General features: G+C 69.7%; 20 protein-coding genes and 1 pseudogene. 8 read left to right on the forward strand and 13 right to left on the reverse strand.

The window, feature by feature from the left end; all coding sequences use genetic code 11:
- The 3 genes from HW578_RS00555 to HW578_RS00565 all read left to right on the forward strand — a co-directional run.
- A partial coding sequence (locus HW578_RS00555) for an adenylate/guanylate cyclase domain-containing protein (RefSeq protein ID WP_198368540.1) occupies positions 1-1018 on the forward strand: 1018 nt, incomplete at its 5' end.
- 7 nt (positions 1019-1025) lie between these two features.
- A complete protein-coding gene (locus HW578_RS00560; RefSeq protein WP_198368541.1) occupies positions 1026-2048 on the forward strand; it encodes a patatin-like phospholipase family protein in 1023 nt (340 codons plus the stop codon).
- Between the two features lie 6 nt (positions 2049-2054).
- Positions 2055-2504 carry an SAM-dependent methyltransferase gene (locus HW578_RS00565; protein WP_198368542.1) on the forward strand — a complete coding sequence of 150 codons (450 nt, stop codon included), beginning with the start codon at positions 2055-2057 and terminating at the stop codon, positions 2502-2504.
- Here the strand turns inward: HW578_RS00565 and HW578_RS00570 are convergent.
- The 13 genes and pseudogenes from HW578_RS00570 to HW578_RS00630 all read right to left on the reverse strand — a co-directional run bounded on the left by HW578_RS00570 (position 2498) and on the right by HW578_RS00630 (position 15460).
- Complete coding sequence (locus tag HW578_RS00570; protein WP_198368543.1) at positions 2498-3742, reverse strand: pyridoxal phosphate-dependent decarboxylase family protein; 1245 nt, start codon at positions 3740-3742, stop codon at positions 2498-2500. The two genes, HW578_RS00565 and HW578_RS00570, sit on opposite strands and share 7 nt — an antisense overlap.
- Positions 3739-4404: a phosphoribosyltransferase gene (locus tag HW578_RS00575; protein WP_198368544.1), complete on the reverse strand. Its 666-nt coding sequence runs from the start codon at positions 4402-4404 to the stop codon at positions 3739-3741. Before HW578_RS00575 ends, HW578_RS00570 begins: the two co-directional genes overlap by 4 nt.
- A gap of 10 nt (positions 4405-4414) precedes the next feature.
- Positions 4415-5470, reverse strand: a complete 1056-nt coding sequence (locus HW578_RS00580; protein WP_198368545.1) for a 2-oxoacid:ferredoxin oxidoreductase subunit beta — start codon at positions 5468-5470, stop codon at positions 4415-4417.
- Entirely contained in the window at positions 5467-7308 is a 1842-nt protein-coding gene (locus HW578_RS00585) for a 2-oxoacid:acceptor oxidoreductase subunit alpha (RefSeq protein ID WP_198368546.1), read from the reverse strand. Before HW578_RS00585 ends, HW578_RS00580 begins: the two co-directional genes overlap by 4 nt.
- Positions 7293-9086 carry an FAD-dependent oxidoreductase gene (locus HW578_RS00590; RefSeq protein ID WP_198368547.1) on the reverse strand — a complete coding sequence of 598 codons (1794 nt, stop codon included), beginning with the start codon at positions 9084-9086 and terminating at the stop codon, positions 7293-7295. Before HW578_RS00590 ends, HW578_RS00585 begins: the two co-directional genes overlap by 16 nt.
- A gap of 225 nt (positions 9087-9311) precedes the next feature.
- Positions 9312-10235, reverse strand: coding sequence for a 3-hydroxyacyl-CoA dehydrogenase NAD-binding domain-containing protein (locus HW578_RS00595; protein ID WP_198368548.1), 924 nt, complete (start codon positions 10233-10235; stop codon positions 9312-9314).
- The gene (gene ureG, locus HW578_RS00600) at positions 10232-10852 is read right to left on the reverse strand and encodes an urease accessory protein UreG (protein WP_198368549.1); all 621 of its coding nucleotides are present in this window, start codon (positions 10850-10852) and stop codon (positions 10232-10234) included. Before ureG ends, HW578_RS00595 begins: the two co-directional genes overlap by 4 nt.
- Positions 10849-11607 carry an urease accessory protein UreF gene (locus HW578_RS00605; protein WP_198368550.1) on the reverse strand — a complete coding sequence of 253 codons (759 nt, stop codon included), beginning with the start codon at positions 11605-11607 and terminating at the stop codon, positions 10849-10851. Before HW578_RS00605 ends, ureG begins: the two co-directional genes overlap by 4 nt.
- Complete coding sequence (locus tag HW578_RS00610) at positions 11519-12046, reverse strand: urease accessory protein UreE (protein ID WP_198368551.1); 528 nt, start codon at positions 12044-12046, stop codon at positions 11519-11521. Before HW578_RS00610 ends, HW578_RS00605 begins: the two co-directional genes overlap by 89 nt.
- Before the next feature lie 8 nt (positions 12047-12054).
- Entirely contained in the window at positions 12055-13770 is a 1716-nt protein-coding gene (ureC, locus tag HW578_RS00615) for an urease subunit alpha (protein WP_198368552.1), read from the reverse strand.
- Positions 13770-14075 carry an urease subunit beta gene (locus tag HW578_RS00620; protein ID WP_198368553.1) on the reverse strand — a complete coding sequence of 102 codons (306 nt, stop codon included), beginning with the start codon at positions 14073-14075 and terminating at the stop codon, positions 13770-13772. Before HW578_RS00620 ends, ureC begins: the two co-directional genes overlap by 1 nt.
- 191 nt (positions 14076-14266) lie before the next feature.
- Positions 14267-14566 (reverse strand): annotated as a pseudogene (locus HW578_RS00625) (urease subunit gamma); the annotation flags it as partial.
- 54 nt (positions 14567-14620) lie between these two features.
- A complete protein-coding gene (locus tag HW578_RS00630) occupies positions 14621-15460 on the reverse strand; it encodes an urease accessory protein UreD (RefSeq protein ID WP_232478400.1) in 840 nt (279 codons plus the stop codon).
- Between the two features lie 363 nt (positions 15461-15823).
- Between HW578_RS00630 and urtA the strand changes: the two genes are divergently transcribed.
- From urtA to urtE, 5 genes are read left to right on the forward strand one after another with little or no spacing between them, the layout of a single operon-like run.
- Positions 15824-17074, forward strand: a complete 1251-nt coding sequence (gene urtA / locus HW578_RS00635) for an urea ABC transporter substrate-binding protein (protein WP_198368554.1) — start codon at positions 15824-15826, stop codon at positions 17072-17074.
- A 45-nt stretch (positions 17075-17119) separates the two neighbouring features.
- The gene (gene urtB, locus HW578_RS00640; RefSeq protein ID WP_198368555.1) at positions 17120-18688 is read left to right on the forward strand and encodes an urea ABC transporter permease subunit UrtB; all 1569 of its coding nucleotides are present in this window, start codon (positions 17120-17122) and stop codon (positions 18686-18688) included.
- 23 nt (positions 18689-18711) lie between these two features.
- A complete protein-coding gene (gene urtC, locus HW578_RS00645; protein WP_198368556.1) occupies positions 18712-19779 on the forward strand; it encodes an urea ABC transporter permease subunit UrtC in 1068 nt (355 codons plus the stop codon).
- Positions 19776-20513, forward strand: a complete 738-nt coding sequence (gene urtD / locus HW578_RS00650; protein WP_198368557.1) for an urea ABC transporter ATP-binding protein UrtD — start codon at positions 19776-19778, stop codon at positions 20511-20513. The genes urtC and urtD overlap by 4 nt, the downstream gene beginning before the upstream one ends.
- A 3-nt stretch (positions 20514-20516) precedes the next feature.
- Complete coding sequence (gene urtE, locus HW578_RS00655) at positions 20517-21209, forward strand: urea ABC transporter ATP-binding subunit UrtE (RefSeq protein ID WP_198368558.1); 693 nt, start codon at positions 20517-20519, stop codon at positions 21207-21209.
- The last annotated feature ends 49 nt before the right edge of the window (positions 21210-21258 follow it).

Genomic DNA, 21258 nt, shown 5'->3' on the forward strand with positions numbered 1-21258 from the left:
GCTGCGTCGGCTGGGCCGCGAGGCCGAGGCGATCCGCCGGCTCGACCTCGCGGCGCCGCTCGCGCCCCCGGGCGGCACGGCCGAGGTGGCGGCGCTGGGCGAGACGATGGGCGCGATGAAGTCCGCGCTGCGGCTGTTCAGCGTCTATGTGCCGCGCGACTTGGTGCGCAAGCTGATGGCCGAGGGCGCGGAGGCGGAACTCGGTGGCGAGCGCCGGCGCCTGACGGTGATGTTCTCCGACGTGCAGGGCTTCACCAGCATCGCCGAGCACATGGACCCGGAGGAGCTGATGCGCATCACCTCCGCCTATTTCCAGTCGCTGACCGACGACCTGCTGGAGCACCACGCGACCATCGACAAGTATATCGGCGATGCGGTGATGGCGATCTGGAACGCGCCGAAGCGCGACCTCGCCCACGCGCTGCACGGCTGCCGCGCGGCCCTTCACGCGCGCGCGCTGACGCTGCGCCTCGAGGAGGAATTCGCCGCGCGCGGCTGGCCACGGCTGCACACGCGCTTCGGCATCCACACCGGCGATGCGGTGGTGGGCAATGTCGGGTCCTCCGACCGCATGGCCTACACGGCGATCGGGTCGATGGTGAACCTCGCCTCGCGGCTCGAGGGCATGAACAAGATGTACGGCACGCAGATCCTGGTGAGCGAGGCGACGCGCATCGGCGCGGGCAGCGGCTTCGTGTTCCGCCCGGTGGACCTGGTGCTCGCGAAGGGCACGCAGGATCCGGTCGAAGTGCATGAGCTGGTGGGCCTGTCGGTCGCCGCCGACGCGAAGGACGCGCCGCTGGTCGCCGACCGCGGGCTGGTCGTGCGCCTGCCGGCCTGGGGCGAGGCGATCCGTCGCTTCCGTGCCGGGCAGTTCGCCGCCGCGCGCGCTGCCCTGCGCGAGGCCGGCGACCCGGCGCAGGACCCGCTGGTGGCGGCCTATGCCGCGCGCCTCACGCGCTTCCCCGAGGAACCGCCGACCGGCTGGTCACCGGTGACGCGGCTCGACAGCAAGTAGGACGGCGATGGCGCAGGCGAACCGCAAGCGGATCAAGCTGGCGCTGCAGGGCGGCGGATCGCATGGCGCCTTCACCTGGGGCGTGCTGGAGCGCCTGCTGGCGGATGAGCGCATCGAGATCGAGGCCGTGGTGGGCACCAGCGCGGGGGCGATGAATGCCGCCGTGCTGGTCGACGGGCTGATCGCCGGCGGCCCGGCCGAGGCGCAGCGGCGCCTCGACGTGTTCTGGGAGGGCATCGGCAACATCGCCGCCTTCTCGCCTGTGCAGCCCACGCCGCTCGACCTGATGTTCAGCCCGGGGAACATGGATTTCTCGCCGGCCTGGCGGATCGCCGACGTGCTGCAGCGGCAGTTCTCTCCCTACGAGTTCAACCCGGCGAACGTGAACCCGCTGCACGAGCACATCGAGGCGGTGGTGGATTTCGCGCGCCTGCGCGCCGCCGCCGGCCCCGCGATGTTCGTCTGCGCGACCAACGTGCTGACCGGGCGGCTGCGCGTCTTCGACCGCGCGGAGATGAGCGCGGCGGCGGTGATGGCCTCTGCCTGCGTGCCGCTGCTGCACCAGGCGGTCGAGGTCGGCGGCGAGCACTACTGGGACGGCGGCTATTGCGGCAACCCGCCGATCTTCCCGCTGATCTACATGGGCGGCGCGCCGGACATCCTGATCGTACAGCTCAACCCGGTGAACATCCCCGAGGTGCCGCGCGACATCCGCGCCATCGTGGACCGGATGAACACGCTCGCCTTCAATTCATCCCTGATGCGCGAGATGCGGATGATCCGCTTCGTGACCGACCTGATCGACCAGGGGCAGTTGCCGAAGGAGAAGCACCTGCGCTGCTTCATCCACACCATCGACGCCGAGGCGGAGCTGGCGGCGCTGAACGCATCGTCGAAGCTGAACGCCAGCATGGGCTTCCTTCGCCACCTACGCGCGCTGGGCGCGGCGAAGGCGGAGGAGTTCCTCGATGCGCATTTCGATGCGATCGGAGCTCGTTCCTCCACCGATGTCGTCGACAAGTTCCTCTGACGCGAGATGCCGGGCGTGATCTCGAAGCGGATCGCGGATTTCGTCGAAAGGCTGCCGCTCCGGCCTGGCCTGCATGTGCTCGAGATCGGCTGCGGGCCGGGTGTCGCCGCGCGCGCCGTGGCTGATCGGATCGGCCATGGCCGCGTCCTTGCCATCGACCGTTCGGCGCGCGCGATCAGCATCGCCATGGCAGGGTCTGCGCGCGAGATCGCCAGCGGCCGGCTCGCCTTCCGTCACTGCGCCATCGAGGATTTCCGGCCCGACCCGGGCGATGCGCCCTTCGACCTCGCCTTCGCGATGCGCGTCGGCGCACTCGATGGCCGATACCCGGATGCGGGCCGGCGGGCGCTGGCGCGGCTGAAGGCCGTCCTGAAGCCGGAAGGGCTTCTGGTGATCGACGATGCCGAGCCGCTGCGCGGCGACGCAATTCCCGATGCCGGGGCGAGCGGTCAGTAGGTTCGTTCGTTGGCGCCGATACGCCCGGTCTGTCCGCCGCGCGCGGCCGACACGGCTCGCGCCACAGCCTCCACGTATTCGCCCGCCACCTCGCGATGGATCGGGTTGAGGTGCAGGTGGATGCCGTCCGGTTCCTGCTGGCGGCCGACCAGCCAGCCCTCGGCGTCCAGTGCGGCGGCGACCTTGGCGATGTCGAGCGCCGGGTCTGTCGCACGCCAGACGAAGATGCCGAGGTCGCTCGGCGCCAGGATCCCGAGGCCCGGTATGGCGGCGATGCCGGCGGTCATGATGGCCTTGGCCTCCATGATCAGACGCGCGCAGCGCAGGTAGCCCTCCTCGCCGAGGTGGTTCATCGCCGCCCAGGCCGCGGCCACCGCGCCGCCCGGGCGCGTGCCCTGCGTCGTGTAGGCGGCATAGGGCCCGCGCTGCCAGGCGCAGCTTTCGAACTTGTGCCATTCGCGATCGGCGGCATCCGCCACCAGCAGTAGCGAAGCCCCCTTTGGCGCCATGCCGTGCTTGTGGATGTCGGCCGACATCGACGTGACACCCGGCACATTCAGCTCGAAGGGCGGGATGTCGTGGCCCAGGCGGCGCACATAGGGGGCGAGGAACGCGCCCACGCAGGCATCGACATGCATCCAGGCGCCGCTTCGCGCCGCCAGCGCGGCGATGTCGGCGATCGGGTCGAAGGTGCCGAAGGGATAGTTCGGCGCGGAGCCGACCAGCGCGACGGTCTCCGCATCCATCCGCGCTTCCATCGCCGCGACATCGGCGCGCAGGTCGGCGCCGATCGGCACGCGCCGCGCCTCCATGCCGAGGGCTTCCGCCGCGCGGTCGAAGGTGAGATGCGCGGAGTTCGGCAGCACGATGTTGGGCCGCGCCACGCCGCGCTGCGTGCGCGCGCGGTTCCGCGCCGCCATCATGGCGAGGAAGATGCTCTCCGACCCGCCCGAGGTGAAGGTGCCCCCTGCCCGCTCCCCGCCGCCGAGCAGCGAGAGCGCCATGGCGATGACCTCGTCCTCAAGCGACTTCAGGCTGGGGAAGGCGCGCTGACCGAGGTTGTTCTCGGTCCAGTAGGCCAGGTAGGCCTGCTGCTGGACGCGCTCCAGCTCCTCGTCGAGCCAGTAGAAATACACGGCGAGCCGGCCGCGCCGCCAGTCGCGGTCGCCCTGCTTGCGGTCAAGCAGCGCGGCGAGGACGGCATCGGCCGGCATGCCGGTGGCGGGGATGCCGGTCATGGCGTCGCTTCCCCTCGGCCGGCTTGCAGCAGCGCCAGCACCTCGTCGTCGTCGAGTTGGTGGAAATCCTCGTAGCAGCCGCCGATGCCGCGCGGGATCGGACAGATCTCGGCGCAGACGATCCGGTCGGCCTCGGGTGCCAGTTCGTCGATGCTGTCCTGCGGGGCGACGGGGATGGCCAGCACCAGTGGCGCGGCCCCCTGCCGGCGCAGCGCGCGCAGCGCGGCGCGGGCCGAGGCGCCGGTGGCGAGCCCATCATCGACCAGGATCGCCGCGCGCCCGCGCGGATCGGGGCGCGACCGTCCGCGCAGATAGACCGCCTGGCGGCGCGCCAGCTCCTGCGCCTGTTCGGCCTGCACGCGGGTGATCGCCTCGGCGTCGAGCCCGAAGGCGCGCACGATGCCGTGGTTCAGCACGGGCTGGTCCTCGCCCTCGGCCAGCGCGCCGAAGGCGAGCTCCGGTTGCCACGGCACGCCGAGCTTGCGCACCAGGAAGGGCTGCAGCGGTGCGCGCAGCGCCTCTGCGACCGGCGCGGCCACCGCCGCCCCGCCGCGCAGCAAACCATAGACGATGGGTGCGTTCAGGCCGAGCGACCGCAGCAGGGGGACGAGGCGCTCCCCCGCCGCCCGCCGGTCGCGGAACAGGGCGATGCGCCGGGCCATGGCGCCAGGATCAGCGCAGGGAGGCGTTGATCGCCTCGAGCGCCGGTACGCCGGGACAGAGATCGGCATCGCCGAGCGCGTTCAGCGGCCCAGCCATGGTCCCCAGGTGCTCGTGCAGCGCCGAGGGCTCGGGGTCCACGTAGATCAGGCCGGTGACGATCTCTCCCGCTGCCTTGCGCTCCAGGATGTGGTGCATGGCGGAGGCGCGGTTGGTCGGGTCGTGCCCCTCGTGCAGCTTGCGCAGGCGCAGCGTGGTGCCGTCGTGCTGCGTCACCTCCGTCACCTCGCCGGGCGCGTATTGCACGGTGATCTCGTCGCGGCGGAGCATGATGTCGAGCTTGTTCAGCGCCTCGTTGTGCTCGCGCACGTAGTCGTAGGACTTCGTGCTGCCCGGGTGGTTGTTGAAGGCCACGCAGGGGCTGAGCACGTCGATGAAGGCGGCGCCGTCATGGACCAGCGCGGCCTCGATCAGCGGCACGAGCTGTTCCTTGTCGCCCGAGAAGGACCGCGCGACGAACGTCGCGCCGAGCTGCACCGCAATGGCCGCGAGGTCGATCGGCTGGTCGGTGTTGATCGCCCCCTTCTTCGCCACCGACCCCCAGTCGGAGGTGGCGGAGAACTGGCCCTTGGTGAGGCCGTACACGCCGTTGTTCTCGACGATGTAGCACATGTTCACGCCGCGCCGGATGGAATGCGCGAACTGCCCGAAGCCGATCGACGCACTGTCGCCATCGCCCGATACGCCCAGGTAGACCAGGTCGCGGTTTGCGAGATACGCCCCGGTCAACACCGATGGCATGCGCCCATGCACGGAATTGAACCCGTGCGCATTGCCGAGGAAATAGGTCGGCGTCTTGGACGAGCATCCGATGCCCGACAGCTTGGCGATGCGGTGCGGCGGCAGTGAAAGGTTGAAGCAGGCCTGGATGATAGCAGCGCTGATCGAATCATGCCCGCAGCCGGCGCAGAGCGTGCTGATCGCGCCCTCGTAGTCGCGGCGCGTCAGGCCGATCGCGTTGGTCGGCAGCTTCGGGTGATGCAGCTTGGGCTTCGGCAGGTAGCTCATGGCGTGGCCTTGCGGAAGGGCAGGATGTTGGCCGCCGCGGCGCGATTGGCGATGGCGGCGTGGATGAAGCGCGCGGTGATCGGCGTGCCGTCGAAATGCAGCACGGGAACCAGCCGCGCCGGGTCGATCTGTTCCTCGTTCACCAGCAGGGTGCGCAGCTGCGCGTCGCGGTTCTGCTCGACGACGAAGACGCGCTCATGCGCCGCGACGAAGTCGGCCACGTCCTGGTGGAAGGGGAAGGCGCGGATGCGCATCGCGTCGAGCTGGATGCCATCCGCCTCGAGCGCCGCCAGCGCCTCGCGCATCGCGGCCGAGGAGGATCCGTAGAAGATGACGCCATCGCGCGCCGGCTGCCTCGCCGGGATCATGACCGGACGCGGCACGATCGACTTCGCGGTGCCGAACTTCTTCAGCAGGCGTTCCATGTTGTCGACGTATGGCGCGCCTTCCTCGGTATAGCGCGCGTAGCGGTCGCGCGAGGTGCCGCGCGTGAAGAAGGCGCCCTTCTCCGGATGCGTGCCGGGCCAGGTGCGATACGGGATGCCGTCGCCATCCACGTCGAGATAGCGGCCGAAGGTCTTGGCTTCGTCCAGGGCCGCGGCATCGAGCACCTTGCCGCGATCCATGCGGCGGTTCGGGTCCCACTTGAACGGCTCACAGAGCCAGTCGTTCATGCCGATGTCGAGGTCGAGCATGACGAAGATCGGCGTCTGCAGCCGGTCCGCCAGGTCGAAGGCCGTGGCGCCGAACTCGAAGCACTCGGTCGGGTCCTCGGGCAGCAGCAGCACGTGCTTGGTGTCGCCGTGGCTGGCATAGGCGGCGCTGAGCAGGTCGGATTGCTGCGTGCGCGTCGGCATGCCGGTCGACGGCCCGGCGCGCTGCACGTCGAAGATCACCGCGGGGATCTCGGCGAAATAGGCGAGGCCCACGAATTCCTGCATCAGGGAGATCCCGGGGCCAGAGGTGGCGGTGAAGGCGCGCGCGCCGTTCCAGGAGGCGCCGATCACCATGCCGATGGAGGCGAGTTCATCTTCGGCCTGGACGATGGCGTAGCGCTTGGCCCCCGTCGCCGGGTCCTTGCGCAGCTTACCGCAGTATTTCTCGAAGGCCTCGGCGAGCGAAGTCGAGGGCGTAATGGGATACCAGGCGCAGACCGTCGCCCCGCCATAGACCGCGCCCAATGCCGCCGCGGCATTGCCCTCGACGAAGATCCGGTCGCCCACCGCATCCGCGCGCTTCAGCGTCAGGCCGATCGGGCAGGCGAGGTTCTCCTGTGCCCAGGCGCGGCCCTTCTCGAGTGCCGCGAAATTCGCCGGCACCAGCTTCTCCTTGCCCTTGAACTGCGCGGCGATGGCCTGCTGCACCGCCTCCACCTCCATGTCGAGCAGCGCCGACAGCGCGCCGAGATAGACGATGTTCTTGAACAGCTGCCGCTGCCGCGGGTCGGAATAGGCGGCATTGGTGATCTCGGTGAGCGGCACGCCGATGACCGTGATGTCGTCGCGGAAGCGCGACTTCGGCATGGGGCGCGTCGAATCGTAGAACAGGTAGCCGCCGGGCTCGATCTCGGCCACGTCGCGGTCCCAGGTCTGCGGGTTCATCGCGACCATCATGTCCACGCCGCCGCGCCGGCCCATTTGGCCGGCCTCGCTCACCCGCACCTCGAACCAGGTGGGCAGGCCCTGGATGTTCGAGGGGAAGATGTTGCGCGACGCGATGGGGATGCCCATCCGCAGGATGGATCTGGCGAAGAGCCCGTTGGCGGAGGCAGAACCGGACCCGTTGACGTTGGCAAACTTGACGACGAAGTCGTTCGTCGCGGTTATCGGCTGTGGCATGCGTGCGCCTTCGGCTTCGCGGTCTCGAGCAGGAACTTCTGCATGTCCCAGGCACCGGTCGGGCAGCGCTCGGCGCACATGCCGCAGTGCAGGCAGACATCCTCGTCCTTCACCATGACGCGCCCGGTCTTGAGACCGTCCTGCACGTACAGGTCCTGGTAGAGGTTGACGGCCGGCGCCTTGAGGCGCGTGCGCAGCTCGTCCTCGTCGCCATTCTCGGTGAAGGTGATGCAGTCGGTCGGGCAGATGTCCACGCAGGCGTCGCATTCGATGCAGGCCTTGGCGCTGAACACGGTCTGCACGTCGCAGTTCAGGCAGCGCTGCGTCTCGAGATAGGCCATCTCCCGGTCGAAGCCGAGCTCGACCTCCACGGTGATGTCGCGCAGCGCCTTCTCGGGCGGGATATGCGGCACCTTGTAGCGCAGGTCGGGCGAGACCGCGTTGTCATAGGCCCATTCGTGGATGCCCATCTTCTGGCTGGCGATGCGCACCTCGGGCGAGGGCCGCGTCGCCACATCGCCGCCCTGGCAGAAGATGTCGATCGACACCGCCGCCTCATGCCCATGCGCGACCGCCCAGATGATGTTCTTCGGCCCGAAGGCCGCATCGCCGCCGAAGAAGACGCGCGGATTGGTCGATTGCAGCGTGGCCTGGTCGAGCTTCGGCAGCCCCCAGCGGTCGAACTCGACGCCGGCGTCGCGCTCGATCCAGGGAAAGGCGTTCTCCTGCCCGATCGCGACCAGAACCTCGTCGCATTCGATCGTCACGTCCGGCTCGCCGGTCGGGAGCAGCTGGCGGCGACCCTTGTCGTCGAATTGCGCGGCGACCTTCTCGAAGACCATGCCGGTCAGTCGGCCATTGTCGTGCAGCACCTGCTTGGGCACGAGGAAGTTGAGGATCGGGATGCCCTCGTTCATCGCGTCCTCCTTCTCCCAGGGGGACGCCTTCATTTCCTCGAAGCCGGAGCGGACAATGACCTTCACCTCCTCGCCGCCGAGGCGACGGGCGGAGCGGCAGCAATCCATCGCGGTATTGCCGCCGCCCAGCACGATCACGCGCTTGGCGACCTCCTTCACATGGCCAAAGGAGACCGAGGCCAGCCAGTCGATGCCGAGATGGATATGCGCCGCCGCCTCCGCGCGGCCGGGCACGTCGAGCTCTCGCCCGCGCGGCGCGCCGGAGCCGACGAAGACCGCGTCGTAGCCCTCGGCCAGCAGCGCCTTCAGGCTGTCCACGCGGCGGTTCAGGTGGCTGACCACGCCGCCGCGGTCGAGGATGTAGCCGCATTCCTCGTCGATCACTTCCTCCGGCAGGCGGAAGCGCGGGATCTGCTGGCGGATGAAGCCGCCGGCCTTGGCCTGGCTGTCGAAGACATGCACCTCGTAGCCAAGCGGCGCGAGGTCGCGCGCCACCGTCAGGCTCGCAGGGCCGGCGCCCACGCAGGCGATGCGCTTGCCATTCCCCTGCGCCGGGATTGCCGGCATGCGGTGCGACACGTCGCCCTTGTTGTCGGCCGCGACGCGCTTCAGGCGGCAGATCGCGACGGGTTCTTCCTCGACGCGGCCGCGCCGGCAGGCGGGCTCGCAGGGCCGGTCGCAGGTGCGCCCGAGGATCCCCGGAAAGACGTTGGACTGCCAGTTCACCATATAGGCGTCGGCGTAGCGCCCGGCCGCGATCATGCGGATGTATTCCGGCACCGGCGTATGCGCCGGGCAGGCCCATTGGCAATCGACCACCTTGTGGAAGTAGTCCGGGGACGAGATGTCCGTCGGCTTCACGCGTGCGACCTCCCTGGGGCTGGATGCCGCAACACGGGGAGCGCGCCATCGGTCACGCGACCGAAGCCTTCTTGCATTCAGGGGACGGCGGCTGTGCCAGCGCCGGTGTCATTCCTGTTCGTCACTCCCCGCCGTCGAACGGCTTGGGAGGAAGCCTGCACCAAGGTGGCGATGGCGGCAATGCGGAGATTCGCGCCGTAACGCGGCGCAACCTTTGGTTGCGCGTCAGCCATGCTCCCGCATCATGCGCACCGTCGCGAGAAGCGCGCGCTCGTAGCGCTCGCGTTCGCGCGCGGTCACCTCGGGCGGCCAGTCGCGGAAGCCGCGGCCGGTCTTGGGGCCGAGGCGGTTCTCCGCCACCAGCCGCGCAAGAGTCGGGCTCGGATCGGGGCTGTTGCACAGCGAGGGGTAGATGGTGCGCCCGGCCTCGAGCTGCGTCTCGAGCCCCGCCAGTTCCTTCTGCAGGATCGGTCCGGCCGCGAGGTAGCGGAAGCCGAAGCAGTAGCGCACCGCGTTGTCGACATCCTCGGCGGTCGCGAGTCCCTGGTCGATCACTGCGAAGGCCTCGCGCATCAGCGCGTGCTGGATGCGGTTCGCGAGGAAGCCCGGCACGTCGCGCGCGACACGGATCACCTTGCGGCCAAGCCCGTCCATGATGGCAGCGACGGCGTCGCATACGGCGGGGTCGGTGTATTCGCCCTGCACCACCTCGACGCCGGGGACCAGGTGGGCGGGCAGGAAGAAGTGCAGGTTGGCGCAGCGCGCACGCGTGGCGATCCCGCCGGCAATGTCGGTGATGCGATAGCCCGAGGCGTTCGACACCACCGGGACATGCGCCGGCACCAGCGTATCGAGCCGCGCGAAGACCTCCTGCTTCAGCGCGAGCCTCTCGGGCACGGCCTCCACGACGATCTCGGCCGAGTCGTAGTCCGGCGCCTCCATCGCATCGAGCATTGCAAGGCGCGCGACATCGTCGGGATTGCCATCGAGCTGCCCGATCGAGGCGCGGACCCGTGCCTCGGCCTCCGGCCATCGCGCCCGGTTCGTCTCGACCGCACTGACGCGCCATCCGCCGGCGAGGAAGATCGCCGCGATGTCGCAGCCCATCAGCCCCATGCCGAGGATGACGGCATGCCGGGGCGTGCTCATGCCGCGATGCCGCCCTGGCGCAGCACGAACTCCGCGATCTCCGCCACGCCCTTGTTCTCCTTGAGGTTGGTGAAGACGAAGGGGCGCTGCCCGCGCATGCGGCGCGAATCACGGTCCATCACCGACAGGTCCGCACCCACCAGCGGCGCGAGGTCGATCTTGTTGATCACCAGCAGGTCCGACCGCGTGATGCCCGGCCCGCCCTTGCGCGGGATCTTGTCTCCCGCGCTCACGTCGATGACGTAGATCGTCAGGTCCGCGAGCTCGGGGCTGAAGGTGGCGGCCAGGTTGTCACCGCCGCTCTCGATGAACAGCACCTCGAGCCCCGGGAACTTCTCCGTCATGTCGTGCACGGCGGCGAGGTTGATCGAGGCATCCTCGCGGATCGCGGTGTGCGGGCAGCCACCGGTCTCGACACCGGCGATGCGCTCGGGCGAGAGCGCGCCAGCGCGCGTGAGGAACTCCGCATCCTCCTTGGTATAGATGTCGTTGGTGATGACGGCGATGTCGTGGCTCTCTCGCAGATGCTTGCAGAGCCGTTCGGTCAGCGCCGTCTTGCCCGAGCCGACCGGCCCGCCGATGCCCACGCGGAAAGGGCCGTTGCGCGATGTGCTCATGATCTGAACAGCCTCGTGTATTGCGTCTCATGACGCAGGGAGAACAGGTCGAGCGCGGGGCTGGAGGTGCCCAGCGTGTCGAGATCCGCGGCCAGCGCCGCCTGCGCCGCGGCCGAGACCACCGGCAGCAGCGCCGCCGTCGCCATCTGCCCATCGGTCTGCCCAAGCGGCACCAGCCGCACGCCGGCCGAGACCAGGTTCGCCGCGAAGGCGGACAGATACCCGAAGGCCGCATCGGGCAAGGCCACGCCATGCGCCGCCGCCGCCGCACCGAAAGCGACGGCATGCGCGATGCGTCGCGGATGCCGCGCGGCGAAGGCGGCGAGGCGCGGCTCCGGCCAGGCGGCGAGCGTGACATTCACGAAGGCGGTGCCCTGTGCCTCCGCTTCCAGCGCGGTCTCCGCCGTGCCGCGCCAGGCGGCGCCCAGCACCGCAACCTCGTCCAGCACCTTCGCGCGCCCCTTCGCCATGGCGCGATGCGCGGCCGCCAGCAGCGCGCCATCGACGCGCCCCGCGCCGTCACGCAAGGCTGCGGTTACGTAGGCGACCAGTTCCTCGCGGTTGCGCACCGCGCCGTCCTCGACCGCCGTCTCGAGCCCGTGGCTGTAGGTATAGGCGCCCACCGGATAGGCCGGCGAGAGCCAGGCCAGCAGCCGGTACAGCGCCTCAGTGCTGGTGGTGGTCGTGGTCGTGGTGATGGTCGTGGTCGCCGTGATGGTGGTGGTGATGGCCAGGGTGGCGATTGTGCTCGCCATAGGCGCCGCCCTCCGGGTCGAAGGGCGCGTCCACCTTGCGCAGCGTGGCACCCAGCCCTTCCAGCATGTGCACGATCACATGATCGTCGCGGATCAGCAGGCGCTCGCCCTCAATCTGCGTCGGCAAATGCCGGTTGCCGAGATGCCAGGCGAGGCGCGCCAGGTGTTCGCGCGTGGACGCCGTGATCTCCACCAGCGGTTCCGGCGCGGCGCGCACGCGCACATAGCCGCCGGTCGCCAGCGCCAGCCCGTCGCCATCGCGCAATACCGTCGCCTCCGGCAGGTCGAGCAGGAAGGCGAGCCCCCCCTGCCCCGTGTAGAGCCTGCGGCGCCGGTGCCGGTCGTCGAAATCCACCAGCACGCTGTCGCGCGCCTCCGCCTCGGGCCAGGTGCCGGCGCGCAGGACCTCGGTGGCGCGTGGGGTGCTTTCGTTGTCCATCGAGATCCTCAGAACAGGAAGTACCGCTGCGCCATGGGCAGCACCTTCGCCGGTTCGCACACCAGCAGGATACCATCGGCGCGCACCTCGTAGGTCTCGGGATCGACCTCGATGCGCGGCAGTGCGCCGTTGTGCAGCATCGCGTGCTTGCCGATCCCGCCGCGGCAGTTGCGCACGGCCGCCAGCGGGCGCGTCAGGCCGAGCCGCCCCGCGATATCCTCCTCCATCGCCGCCTGGGAGACGAAGGTGATGGCGCTGGCCCGGCGCGCCGCACCGAAGGCCCCGAACATCGGCCGGTAATGCACCGGCTGCGGCGTGGGGATGGACGCGTTCGGGTCGCCCATAAGCGACATGGCGATCGACCCGCCCTTCACCACCATGTCCGGCTTCACGCCGAAGAAGGCCGGCGTCCAGAGCACCAGGTCGGCGAGCTTGCCGACCTCGACGCTGCCGACATGCTGCGCGACACCCTGCGAGATCGCCGGGTTGATCGTGTACTTCGCGATGTAGCGCTTCGCCCGGACATTGTCGTTGTCCCCGCGCTCCTCCGGCAGCCGCCCGCGCTGCGCCTTCATCTTGTGGGCGGTCTGCCAGGTGCGGATGATCACCTCGCCCACGCGCCCCATCGCCTGGCTGTCGGAGGACATCATGCTGATGGCGCCGATGTCGTGCAGGATATCCTCGGCCGCGATGGTCTCCTTGCGGATGCGGCTCTCGGCGAAGGCCACGTCCTCGGCGATGCGCGGGTCGAGGTGATGGCAGACCATGAGCATGTCGAGATGCTCGTCCACCGTGTTCACCGTGTAGGGCATGGTGGGGTTGGTCGAGGACGGGAGGATGTTGCCCTCGCCCACCAGGCGCAGGATGTCCGGCGCGTGGCCGCCACCCGCGCCTTCCGTGTGGAAGGCCTGCAGCACGCGGCCGCGGATCGCCTTGATGGTCTCCTCGACGAAGCCGGATTCGTTCAGCGTGTCGGTGTGGATCGCGACCTGGATGTCCATGGCATCCGCCACCGACAGGCAGGTGTCGATGGCCTTGGGCGTGGTGCCCCAGTCCTCGTGCAGCTTGAGGCCGCAGGCGCCGGCGCGGATCTGTTCCTCCAGCGCGGCAGGCAGCGCGGCATTGCCCTTACCGAGGAAGCCGAGATTCATCGGGAAGGATTCGGCCGCCTGCAGCATGCGCATCATGTGCCAGGGGCCGGGCGTGCAGGTGGTTGCGAGCGTGCCATGCGCCGGCCCGGTGCCGCCGCCGAACATCGAGGTCACGCCCGAGGCCAGCGCCTCCTCGATCTGCTGCGGGCAGATGAAGTGGATATGCGGGTCGATGCCGCCGGCAGTCAGGATGCGCCCCTCGCCGGCGATGATCTCAGTGCCCGGACCGATGACGATGGTCACACCGGGCTGTGTGTCCGGGTTGCCGGCCTTGCCGATCGCGGCGATTCGCCCGTCGCGCAGCCCGACATCCGCCTTCAGCACGCCCTGCACCGCATCGAGGATCAGCGCATTGGTGATGACGGTGTCCATCGCGCCATCGGCGCGCGTCACCTGCGACTGGCCCATGCCGTCGCGGATCACCTTGCCGCCGCCGAACTTCACCTCCTCGCCATAGGTGGTGAGGTCGCGCTCCACCTCGATGACGATGTCGGTGTCCGCGAGGCGCACGCGGTCGCCCGTGGTCGGGCCGTACATGCCGGCATAGGCGGCGCGGGAGATGCGGGTGGCCATTACAGCGCTCCTTCCGTCTCGCCGCGGAAGCCGTGCACGATCCGCGCGCCGGAGAACTCCACCAGGCGCACGCGGCGCGTCTGCCCGGGTTCGAAGCGCACCGCCGTGCCGGCGGCGATGTCGAGCCGGCGCCCGCGCGCGACGGCGCGGTCGAAGCGCAGCAGCGGGTTGGTCTCGGCGAAGTGGTAGTGGCTGCCGACCTGCACGGGGCGATCGCCTGTGTTCGCGACCTCGAGCTCGATCGCGGCGCGCCCGGCGTTGAGCTCGATCTCGCCGGCGGCGGGCAGGATCTCTCCCGGGATCATCGGCGGGCTCCCTTGGCGCGGGTGGCGGGCTTGCGCTTGGCGGCCGGCTTGGGCTTCGTCCTGGCAGGTGGCTTGGCCTTGGCCGATGTCTTGGCCTTCGCGGCGGCCTTGGGTTTCGCCTTCGGCGCGGCCTTCGCCCTCGTGGCCGGCTTCGCGCGCGTCGCGCGCGCCTTCGCCACCGGATCCGCATCGCGGATCGGCTCGTGCACCGTCACGAGCTTCGTGCCGTCCGGGAAGGTCGCCTCGACCTGGATCTCGTGGATCATCTCGGCGATGCCGTCCATCACGTGGTCGCGGCTGATCACCTTGGCGCCGTCGCGCATCAGTTCGGCGACCGAGCGCCCGTCGCGCGCGCCCTCCACCACGAAGTCGGTGATCAGCGCCACCGCCTCCGGATGGTTCAGCCGCAACCCGCGCTCGAGCCGGCGGCGCGCGACGATCGCCGCCATCGCCACCAACAGCTTGTCCTTCTCCCGAGGCGTCAGGTTCATCTCGTCACGCTCCACACCCCTGCATGGCTTCCGCGCATCATGGCCGCCTCGCGCTCAACTCGTCCACAGCCGCGGCAGCCGCGCCGGCTGGCCCAGCGCCCGCGCCCGCAGCAGGCAGATCGCCGCGCCGAGCGCGTCGCGCAGCGCCACCGCATCGCCCAGCCAGCGCGCGAGCAGCAGGCCAGGGCGGATCAGGCTTGCGGCAGCGCCCGCCTCGCGCAGCGCGTCGCGCAGCGGCGTGAGCGGTTCCGGCGCGGCCAGCACCAGGCTCGCCATCGCCTCGGCCCCGCCGAAGCCGAAGCGGTCGGCGCGCCGTTCCGCCAGGTCCTCCGCCAGCGCCAGCCCATCCGCCCAGACCAGAGCGCCGCCGCGGCTGAGCCGCCAGGCGTCGCGCAGCAGGCCACCCTGCATCACCTCCCCGCGCGCGCGCCGCCCGAACACCAGCATCTCGGCGAACAGGAGCCGCGCATCGGGCGCGAGCGAGACGGCGATGCGCCGTTCCAGCCGCGCGCCGTCGAACAGGATCGTCTCCTGCGGCAGCCATTCGAGCGTGGCACCGGCGCCGACCTCCATCTCCACGTCGATGCGCGTGGCCGGGCCGAGGCTGCGATAGACCTTCTCCGCCGCCGGCGTGGACAGCGTCGCGACCGCACCGGGCCCGAGCCGCAGGTCGAAGCGCAGCGAATCCCCGCCGGCCAGACCACCCGCGGTATTGACCAGCGCCGCGAGCGGCGCCTCGCCCGGATCGGGCGTGGGAAACAGGATGCGCGCCGGCGAGGCCTGGAACAGATGCGCGATGCGGGTCGCGGCGCCGCTGCGCCGGAAATGCAGTTCGGCCCCGCCGCGGGCGCGCTGGTGTGCCGGGGCGGCTGGTCGTGAGGCGGTCATCGCCATGAGCGTCGCATGGGGCGGCGGCATTGCAAATCTGCGCAGCGACAGGGCGGGAAGAGCAGGAAGCATGCACCACCTGCACAGTGGCTGGGCGCCCCGCTCGCACGGATGACAGGCGATCCATCTCCGACCAGCACGCGCCATGCGGTTCGTGCCGTCACCCGCGCGGCCCGGGCGCTCGCAAATTGCCCCCGCGTGCGCGGCGGGCCGTGAGAGCGGCTGCCTGATCGCGTGTTGCGCCGCATGCAGCCTGCCCTTGGCACGCTTCTCGCTCACCCCCGAGGCGGATCGACCCCGGGATGGGCGTCGGCGGAGGGTCCGCCCGATGTTCCTGCCCGGGGTGCCGATCCGGTCAGGAGGATCTGCATGAGCAACACCCCCATCACCCGGATCGGCCGGCGCGTCGCCCTGCTCGGCGCCGGCGCCGCCCTCGCCGCCCCCGCGCTGCGACCGGCCTTCGGCCAGGGCGCACCGATCAAGGTGGGCGTGCTGCACTCGCTGTCGGGCACCATGGCGATCAGCGAGACCGCGCTGCGCGACACCGTGCTGATGATGGTCGAATGGATCAACGGCCGCGGCGGCCTGCTCGGCCGGCGTGTTGAAGCCGTGGTGGTCGATCCCGCCTCCAACTGGCCGCTGTTCGCCGAGAAGGCGCGCGAGCTGCTGCAGGTGCACCGCGTCGATGTGACCTTCGGCTGCTGGACCTCGGTCTCGCGCAAGTCGGTGCTGCCGGTCTTCGAGGAACTGAACGGCCTCCTGTTCTACCCCGTGCAGTACGAGGGTGAGGAACAGTCGCGCAACGTGTTCTACACGGGCGCGGCGCCGAACCAGCAGGCGATCCCGGCGGTCGAGTACCTGATGAGCGCCGATGGCGGCGAGGCCAAGCGCATCGCGCTGCTGGGCACCGACTACGTCTATCCGCGCACCACCAACCGCATCCTGCGCGCCTTCCTCAACTCCAAGGGCATCCCCGATGCCGACATCATGGAGGAATACACGCCCTTCGGCCATTCCGACTGGCAGGGGATCGTGGCGCGCGTGAAGCGCTTCGCCGGCGAAGGCAAGAAGACCGCCATCGTCTCGACCATCAACGGCGACGCCAACGTTCCCTTCTACCGCGAACTGGGCAATCAGGGCATCAAGGCGGAGGACATCCCCTCGGTCGCCTTCTCGGTCGGCGAGGAGGAACTGGCGGGCATCGACACGCGCCCACTGGTCGGCCACCTGGCGGCCTGGAACTACTTCATGTCGGTGCAGTCGCCGGCGAACACCGAGTTCCTGAACATGTGGCGCGCCTTCATCCGCAATCCGCGCCGGGTCACCAACGACCCGATGGAAGCCACCTATACGGGCTTCAAGATGTGGACCCAGGCCGTGGCCCAGGCCGGCTCCACCGCGGTCGATGCGGTGCGCGAGGCGATGTACGGCCAGAAGGTGGAAGCCCCCGCCGGCTACACCGAGGAGATGCACCGCAACCACCACCTGTCCAAGCCGGTGATGATCGGCGAGATCCAGGCGGACGGGCAGTTCAACATCGTCTGGAAGACGCCGACGGCGATCGTGGCCGAGAACTGGTCGCCCTTCATTCCCGAGAACGCCGCGCGTCGCCGCGGCTGATGGAACGCGCGGCGTCCGGGGCCCCCGGCGCCGCGCCTCCCGCCCATGAAGGTTCTTCTCGCCCTGCTCCTGGTGCTTGCCGCGGCGCTGCCGGCGCGTGCTCAGGATGCTTTCCTGGCGAACCTGCCGCGCCTCGGTGCGGGCTTCGGCGAACAGGCCGCTGCAGCCGAGGAACTGGGCGCCGCGGGGGATCCGCGTGCGCTGCCGGTGCTCCAGGCCCTTTCGGATGGGCGCCTTCTGCGTCGCGCCGACGGATCCCTGCTGATCCAGTCCGTGCCGGGCCAGGCGGTCGAGGCCGTGAGCGGCACCGCCGCCGATCCTGCCGGGGCCGAGACGGTGCGCATCAACAACCGTGTCCGCGCGGCCCTGCGGGTGGCGCTGGGGCGGCTGCAGATCGTCGCGAACGACCCCGAGGCGCGCCTCACCGCCGTGCAGGGCGTGCTGCGCAGCCGCAGCGCGTCCGACATCCCGATCCTCGAGACCGCCCTGGCGCGCGAGACGGTGCCGCGCATCCGCGCACAGATCGAACTGGCGCTGGCTGCCTCGCGCCTGGCCGCGGACAATCCGGACGTGAAGCGCGCGGCGATCGCGGGGCTGGCGGCCAATGGCAGCGACACCGCGCGCAGCATCCTGCTGGAATCGCGCGCTGCGAACCCGGCGCTCTCGGACGAGATCGCCGCCGCCGTCGCGTCCATCGACCGCACCCTGGCACTGCGCCGCGCGGCTGAAACCCTGTTCCAGGGCCTCTCGCTCGGCTCCGTGCTGCTGCTGGCGGCACTGGGCCTGGCGGTGACCTTCGGCGTCATGGGCGTGATCAACATGGCGCATGGCGAGTTCGTCATGCTCGGGGCCTACACCACCTTCCTGGTTCAGCAGGCGTGTCGTGACATCCCGTGGCTGCTGCCGTGGTCGCTGCCGCTCTCGGTGCCCGCCGCCTTCCTGGTGGCAGCCGCGGTCGGCGCCATCATGGAGCGCGGGTTGATCCGGCACCTGTATGGCCGCCCGCTCGAGACGCTGCTGATGACCTTCGGCGTCGGCATGATGATCCAGCAGGCGGTGCGCATCGCCTTCGGCGCGCAGAACCGCGAAGTGCTGAGCCCGTCCTGGATGCAGGGCACGCTGACCCTGCCGGGCGGCGTGATGGTCACCCAGAACCGGCTATGGATCATCGTCTTCGGCATCGCCGTGCTCCTGCTGGTGATGGCTGCCATCCGCTTCACCCGCTTCGGGCTCGAGATGCGCGCGGTGGTGCAGAACCGGCGCATCGCCGCCACCATGGGTATCCGCACCGGGCGCGTGGATGCGCTGACCTTTGCCTTCGGATCAGGCATTGCCGGCATGGCCGGGGTGGCGCTGTCGCAGATCGACAATGTGTCGCCCAACCTCGGCACCGGCTACATCGTGGACAGCTTCATGGTGGTGGTGTTCGGCGGCGTGGGCTCGCTGGCGGGCACGCTCGTCGGCGCCTTCACGCTCGGCATCGTCAACAAGGTGCTGGAACCCTACGCCGGGGCGGTGCTGGCGAAGGTCGCGGTGCTGGTCGGCATCATGCTGTTCATCCAGCGGCGTCCGAAGGGGCTCTTCGCCCTCAAGGGCCGGGCGGCGGATTCGTGAGCGCGGTGGCTGAGACGGCGCCCATGGCGCCACGCCGCCGGCCCTACACGACGGCGGCGCTGGGTGCGGCGCTACTGCTGCTGGCGCTGGTGCCCGTGCTCAACGGACTGCCGGATACACATGCGCTGCACGTGTCCGACTTCATCGTCTCGATCGTCGGCAAGTGGATCTGCTACGCGATCCTCGCACTCGCCATCGACATCGCCTGGGGATACGCCGGCATCCTCAGCCTCGGCCACGGCGCCTTCTTCGCGCTGGGCGGCTATGCCATGGGCATGCACCTGATGCGTCGCATCGGCGACCGCGGCGTCTATGGTCACCCCGTGCTCCCGGACTTCATGGTGTTCCTCGGCTATCCGGAACTGCCCTGGTACTGGCTCGGCTTCGACAACTTCCCCTTCGCCATGGCGATGGCGCTGCTGGTGCCTGGTGCGCTGGCGGGGTTGGTCGGCTGGCTCGCTTTCCGCAGCCGCATCACCGGCGTCTATTTCTCGATCATCACGCAGGCCATGACCTATGCGCTGATGCTGGCCTTCTTCCGCAATGACATGGGCTTCGGGGGCAACAACGGCTTCACCGACTTCAAGGACCTGCTGGGCGTGCCGCTCAACACACGCGCGGCGCGGGCGGGGCTGTTCTATGCGGCGCTGGTGTCGCTCGCGCTGTGTCTTCTCATCTGCGCCTATGTGGTGAAGTCGAAGCTCGGGCGCGTGCTGGTGGCGGTGCGCGATGCCGAGAGCCGGGTGAGATTCCTCGGCTACAACGTGACCTCCTACAAGCTGTTCGTCTTTGTTCTTTCCGCCATGATCTCCGGCCTGGCGGGCGCGCTCTACGTGCCGCTGGTCGGCATCATCAATCCGGGCGAGTTCAGCCCGGGCAATTCGATCGAGGCCGTGATCTGGGTCGCCGTCGGCGGGCGCGGCACGCTGGGCGGCGCGCTGCTCGGCGCCTTCTCGGTCAATGCCGTCAAGACCTGGCTGACCTCCTTCGCGCCGGATTTCTGGCCCTTCGTGCTGGGCGGATTGTTCGTCGCGGTCACGCTGTTCCTGCCCAAGGGCCTGGTCGGGCTGCTGCGGAGGCGCGGCGGATGAAGGGCAACAGCCTCTACCTCGATGGCGTGTCGGTGGTCTTCGATGGCTTCCGCGCGCTGAACAACCTCTCGCTGATCGTCGAGCCGGGCGAGATGCGCGCCGTCATCGGCCCGAACGGCGCGGGCAAGACCACCATGATGGACGTGATCACCGGCAAGACGCGCCCCACCGCCGGCACGGTGCGCTTCGGCGATCACGACCTCACGCGCATGGACGAGGCGTCCATCGCCAATCTCGGCATCGGGCGGAAGTTCCAGAAGCCCACGGTCTTCGATGCGCTGACGGTGTTCGAGAACCTGGAGCTCGCGCTGAAGGCCCCGCGCGGCACGCTCGCCGCGCTGCATTGGCGCCTGGGCACGGAAGCGCATGAGAAGATCGACGAGACGCTGTCCGAGATCGGCCTGACCGCCGGCGCGCAGGACCTCGCCGGCATCCTCTCCCACGGCCAGCGCCAGTGGCTCGAGATCGGCATGCTGCTGATGCAGGACCCGCAACTGCTGCTGGTGGACGAACCCGTCGCCGGCATGACGGACCAGGAGACCGAGCACACCGCCGCCCTGCTGCGCCGCATCGCCGGCACGCGATCCGTCGTGGTGGTGGAGCACGACCTGGAATTCGTCCGCGCGCTCGGCCGCAAGGTCACGGTGCTGCACGAGGGCACGGTGCTGTCGGAAGGCCCGATCGACCAGGTGCAGGGCGACCCGCGCGTCATCGAAGTCTATCTGGGGCGCTGAGGGATGCTGCAGGCCACCGGCATCGAGCTCTACTATGGCGCATCTCTGTGCCTGCGTGGCGTGGACCTGGTGGCGGAACCCGGCACCATCACCTGCGTCCTCGGGCGCAACGGTGTGGGCAAGTCATCGCTCATGCGCTCGATCATGGGGCTCGAACGCATCCGTGCGGGGTCCATCGTCTGGGAAGGCCGCGACATTTCCGCCGCATCGCCCGCCGAGCGCGCGCGCGCCGGAATCGGCTACGTGCCGCAGGGGCGCGAGATCTTCCCCTTCCTGACCGTGCAGGAGAACCTCGAGACCGCGCTCGCCGCCGCTCCGCGCGGGTCGCGCGTGTCGGACGAAGTCTTCGAGATGTTCCCCATCCTGAAGCAGTTCCTGCGCCGACGCGGCGGCGACCTCTCGGGCGGGCAGCAGCAGCAGCTGGCGATCGCGCGCGCGCTGACCGCACGCCCGCGCCTGCTGATCCTGGATGAACCGACCGAGGGCATCCAGCCCAACATCATCAAGGACATCGCCCGGGTGATCTCGCTGCTCGCGAAGGACCGCGGCATGGCGGTGGTGCTGGTCGAGCAGTACTACGAATTCGCCCGCAGCCTGGGCGACCGCCTGGCGATCATGGTGCGCGGCGAGGTCGCCCTCTCCGGCCGCGCCGGCGAGTTGGACGAGGAAGCCGTGCGCGCCCTGCTGACCGTCTGAGGTCGCCTTCGCCGCATTCTCCGGTTCGCCGGGCGTGCCGACCGGCTCG

This window comes from Roseomonas rosulenta, assembly GCF_016106005.1.
Lineage (GTDB): Bacteria > Pseudomonadota > Alphaproteobacteria > Acetobacterales > Acetobacteraceae > Neoroseomonas > Neoroseomonas rosulenta.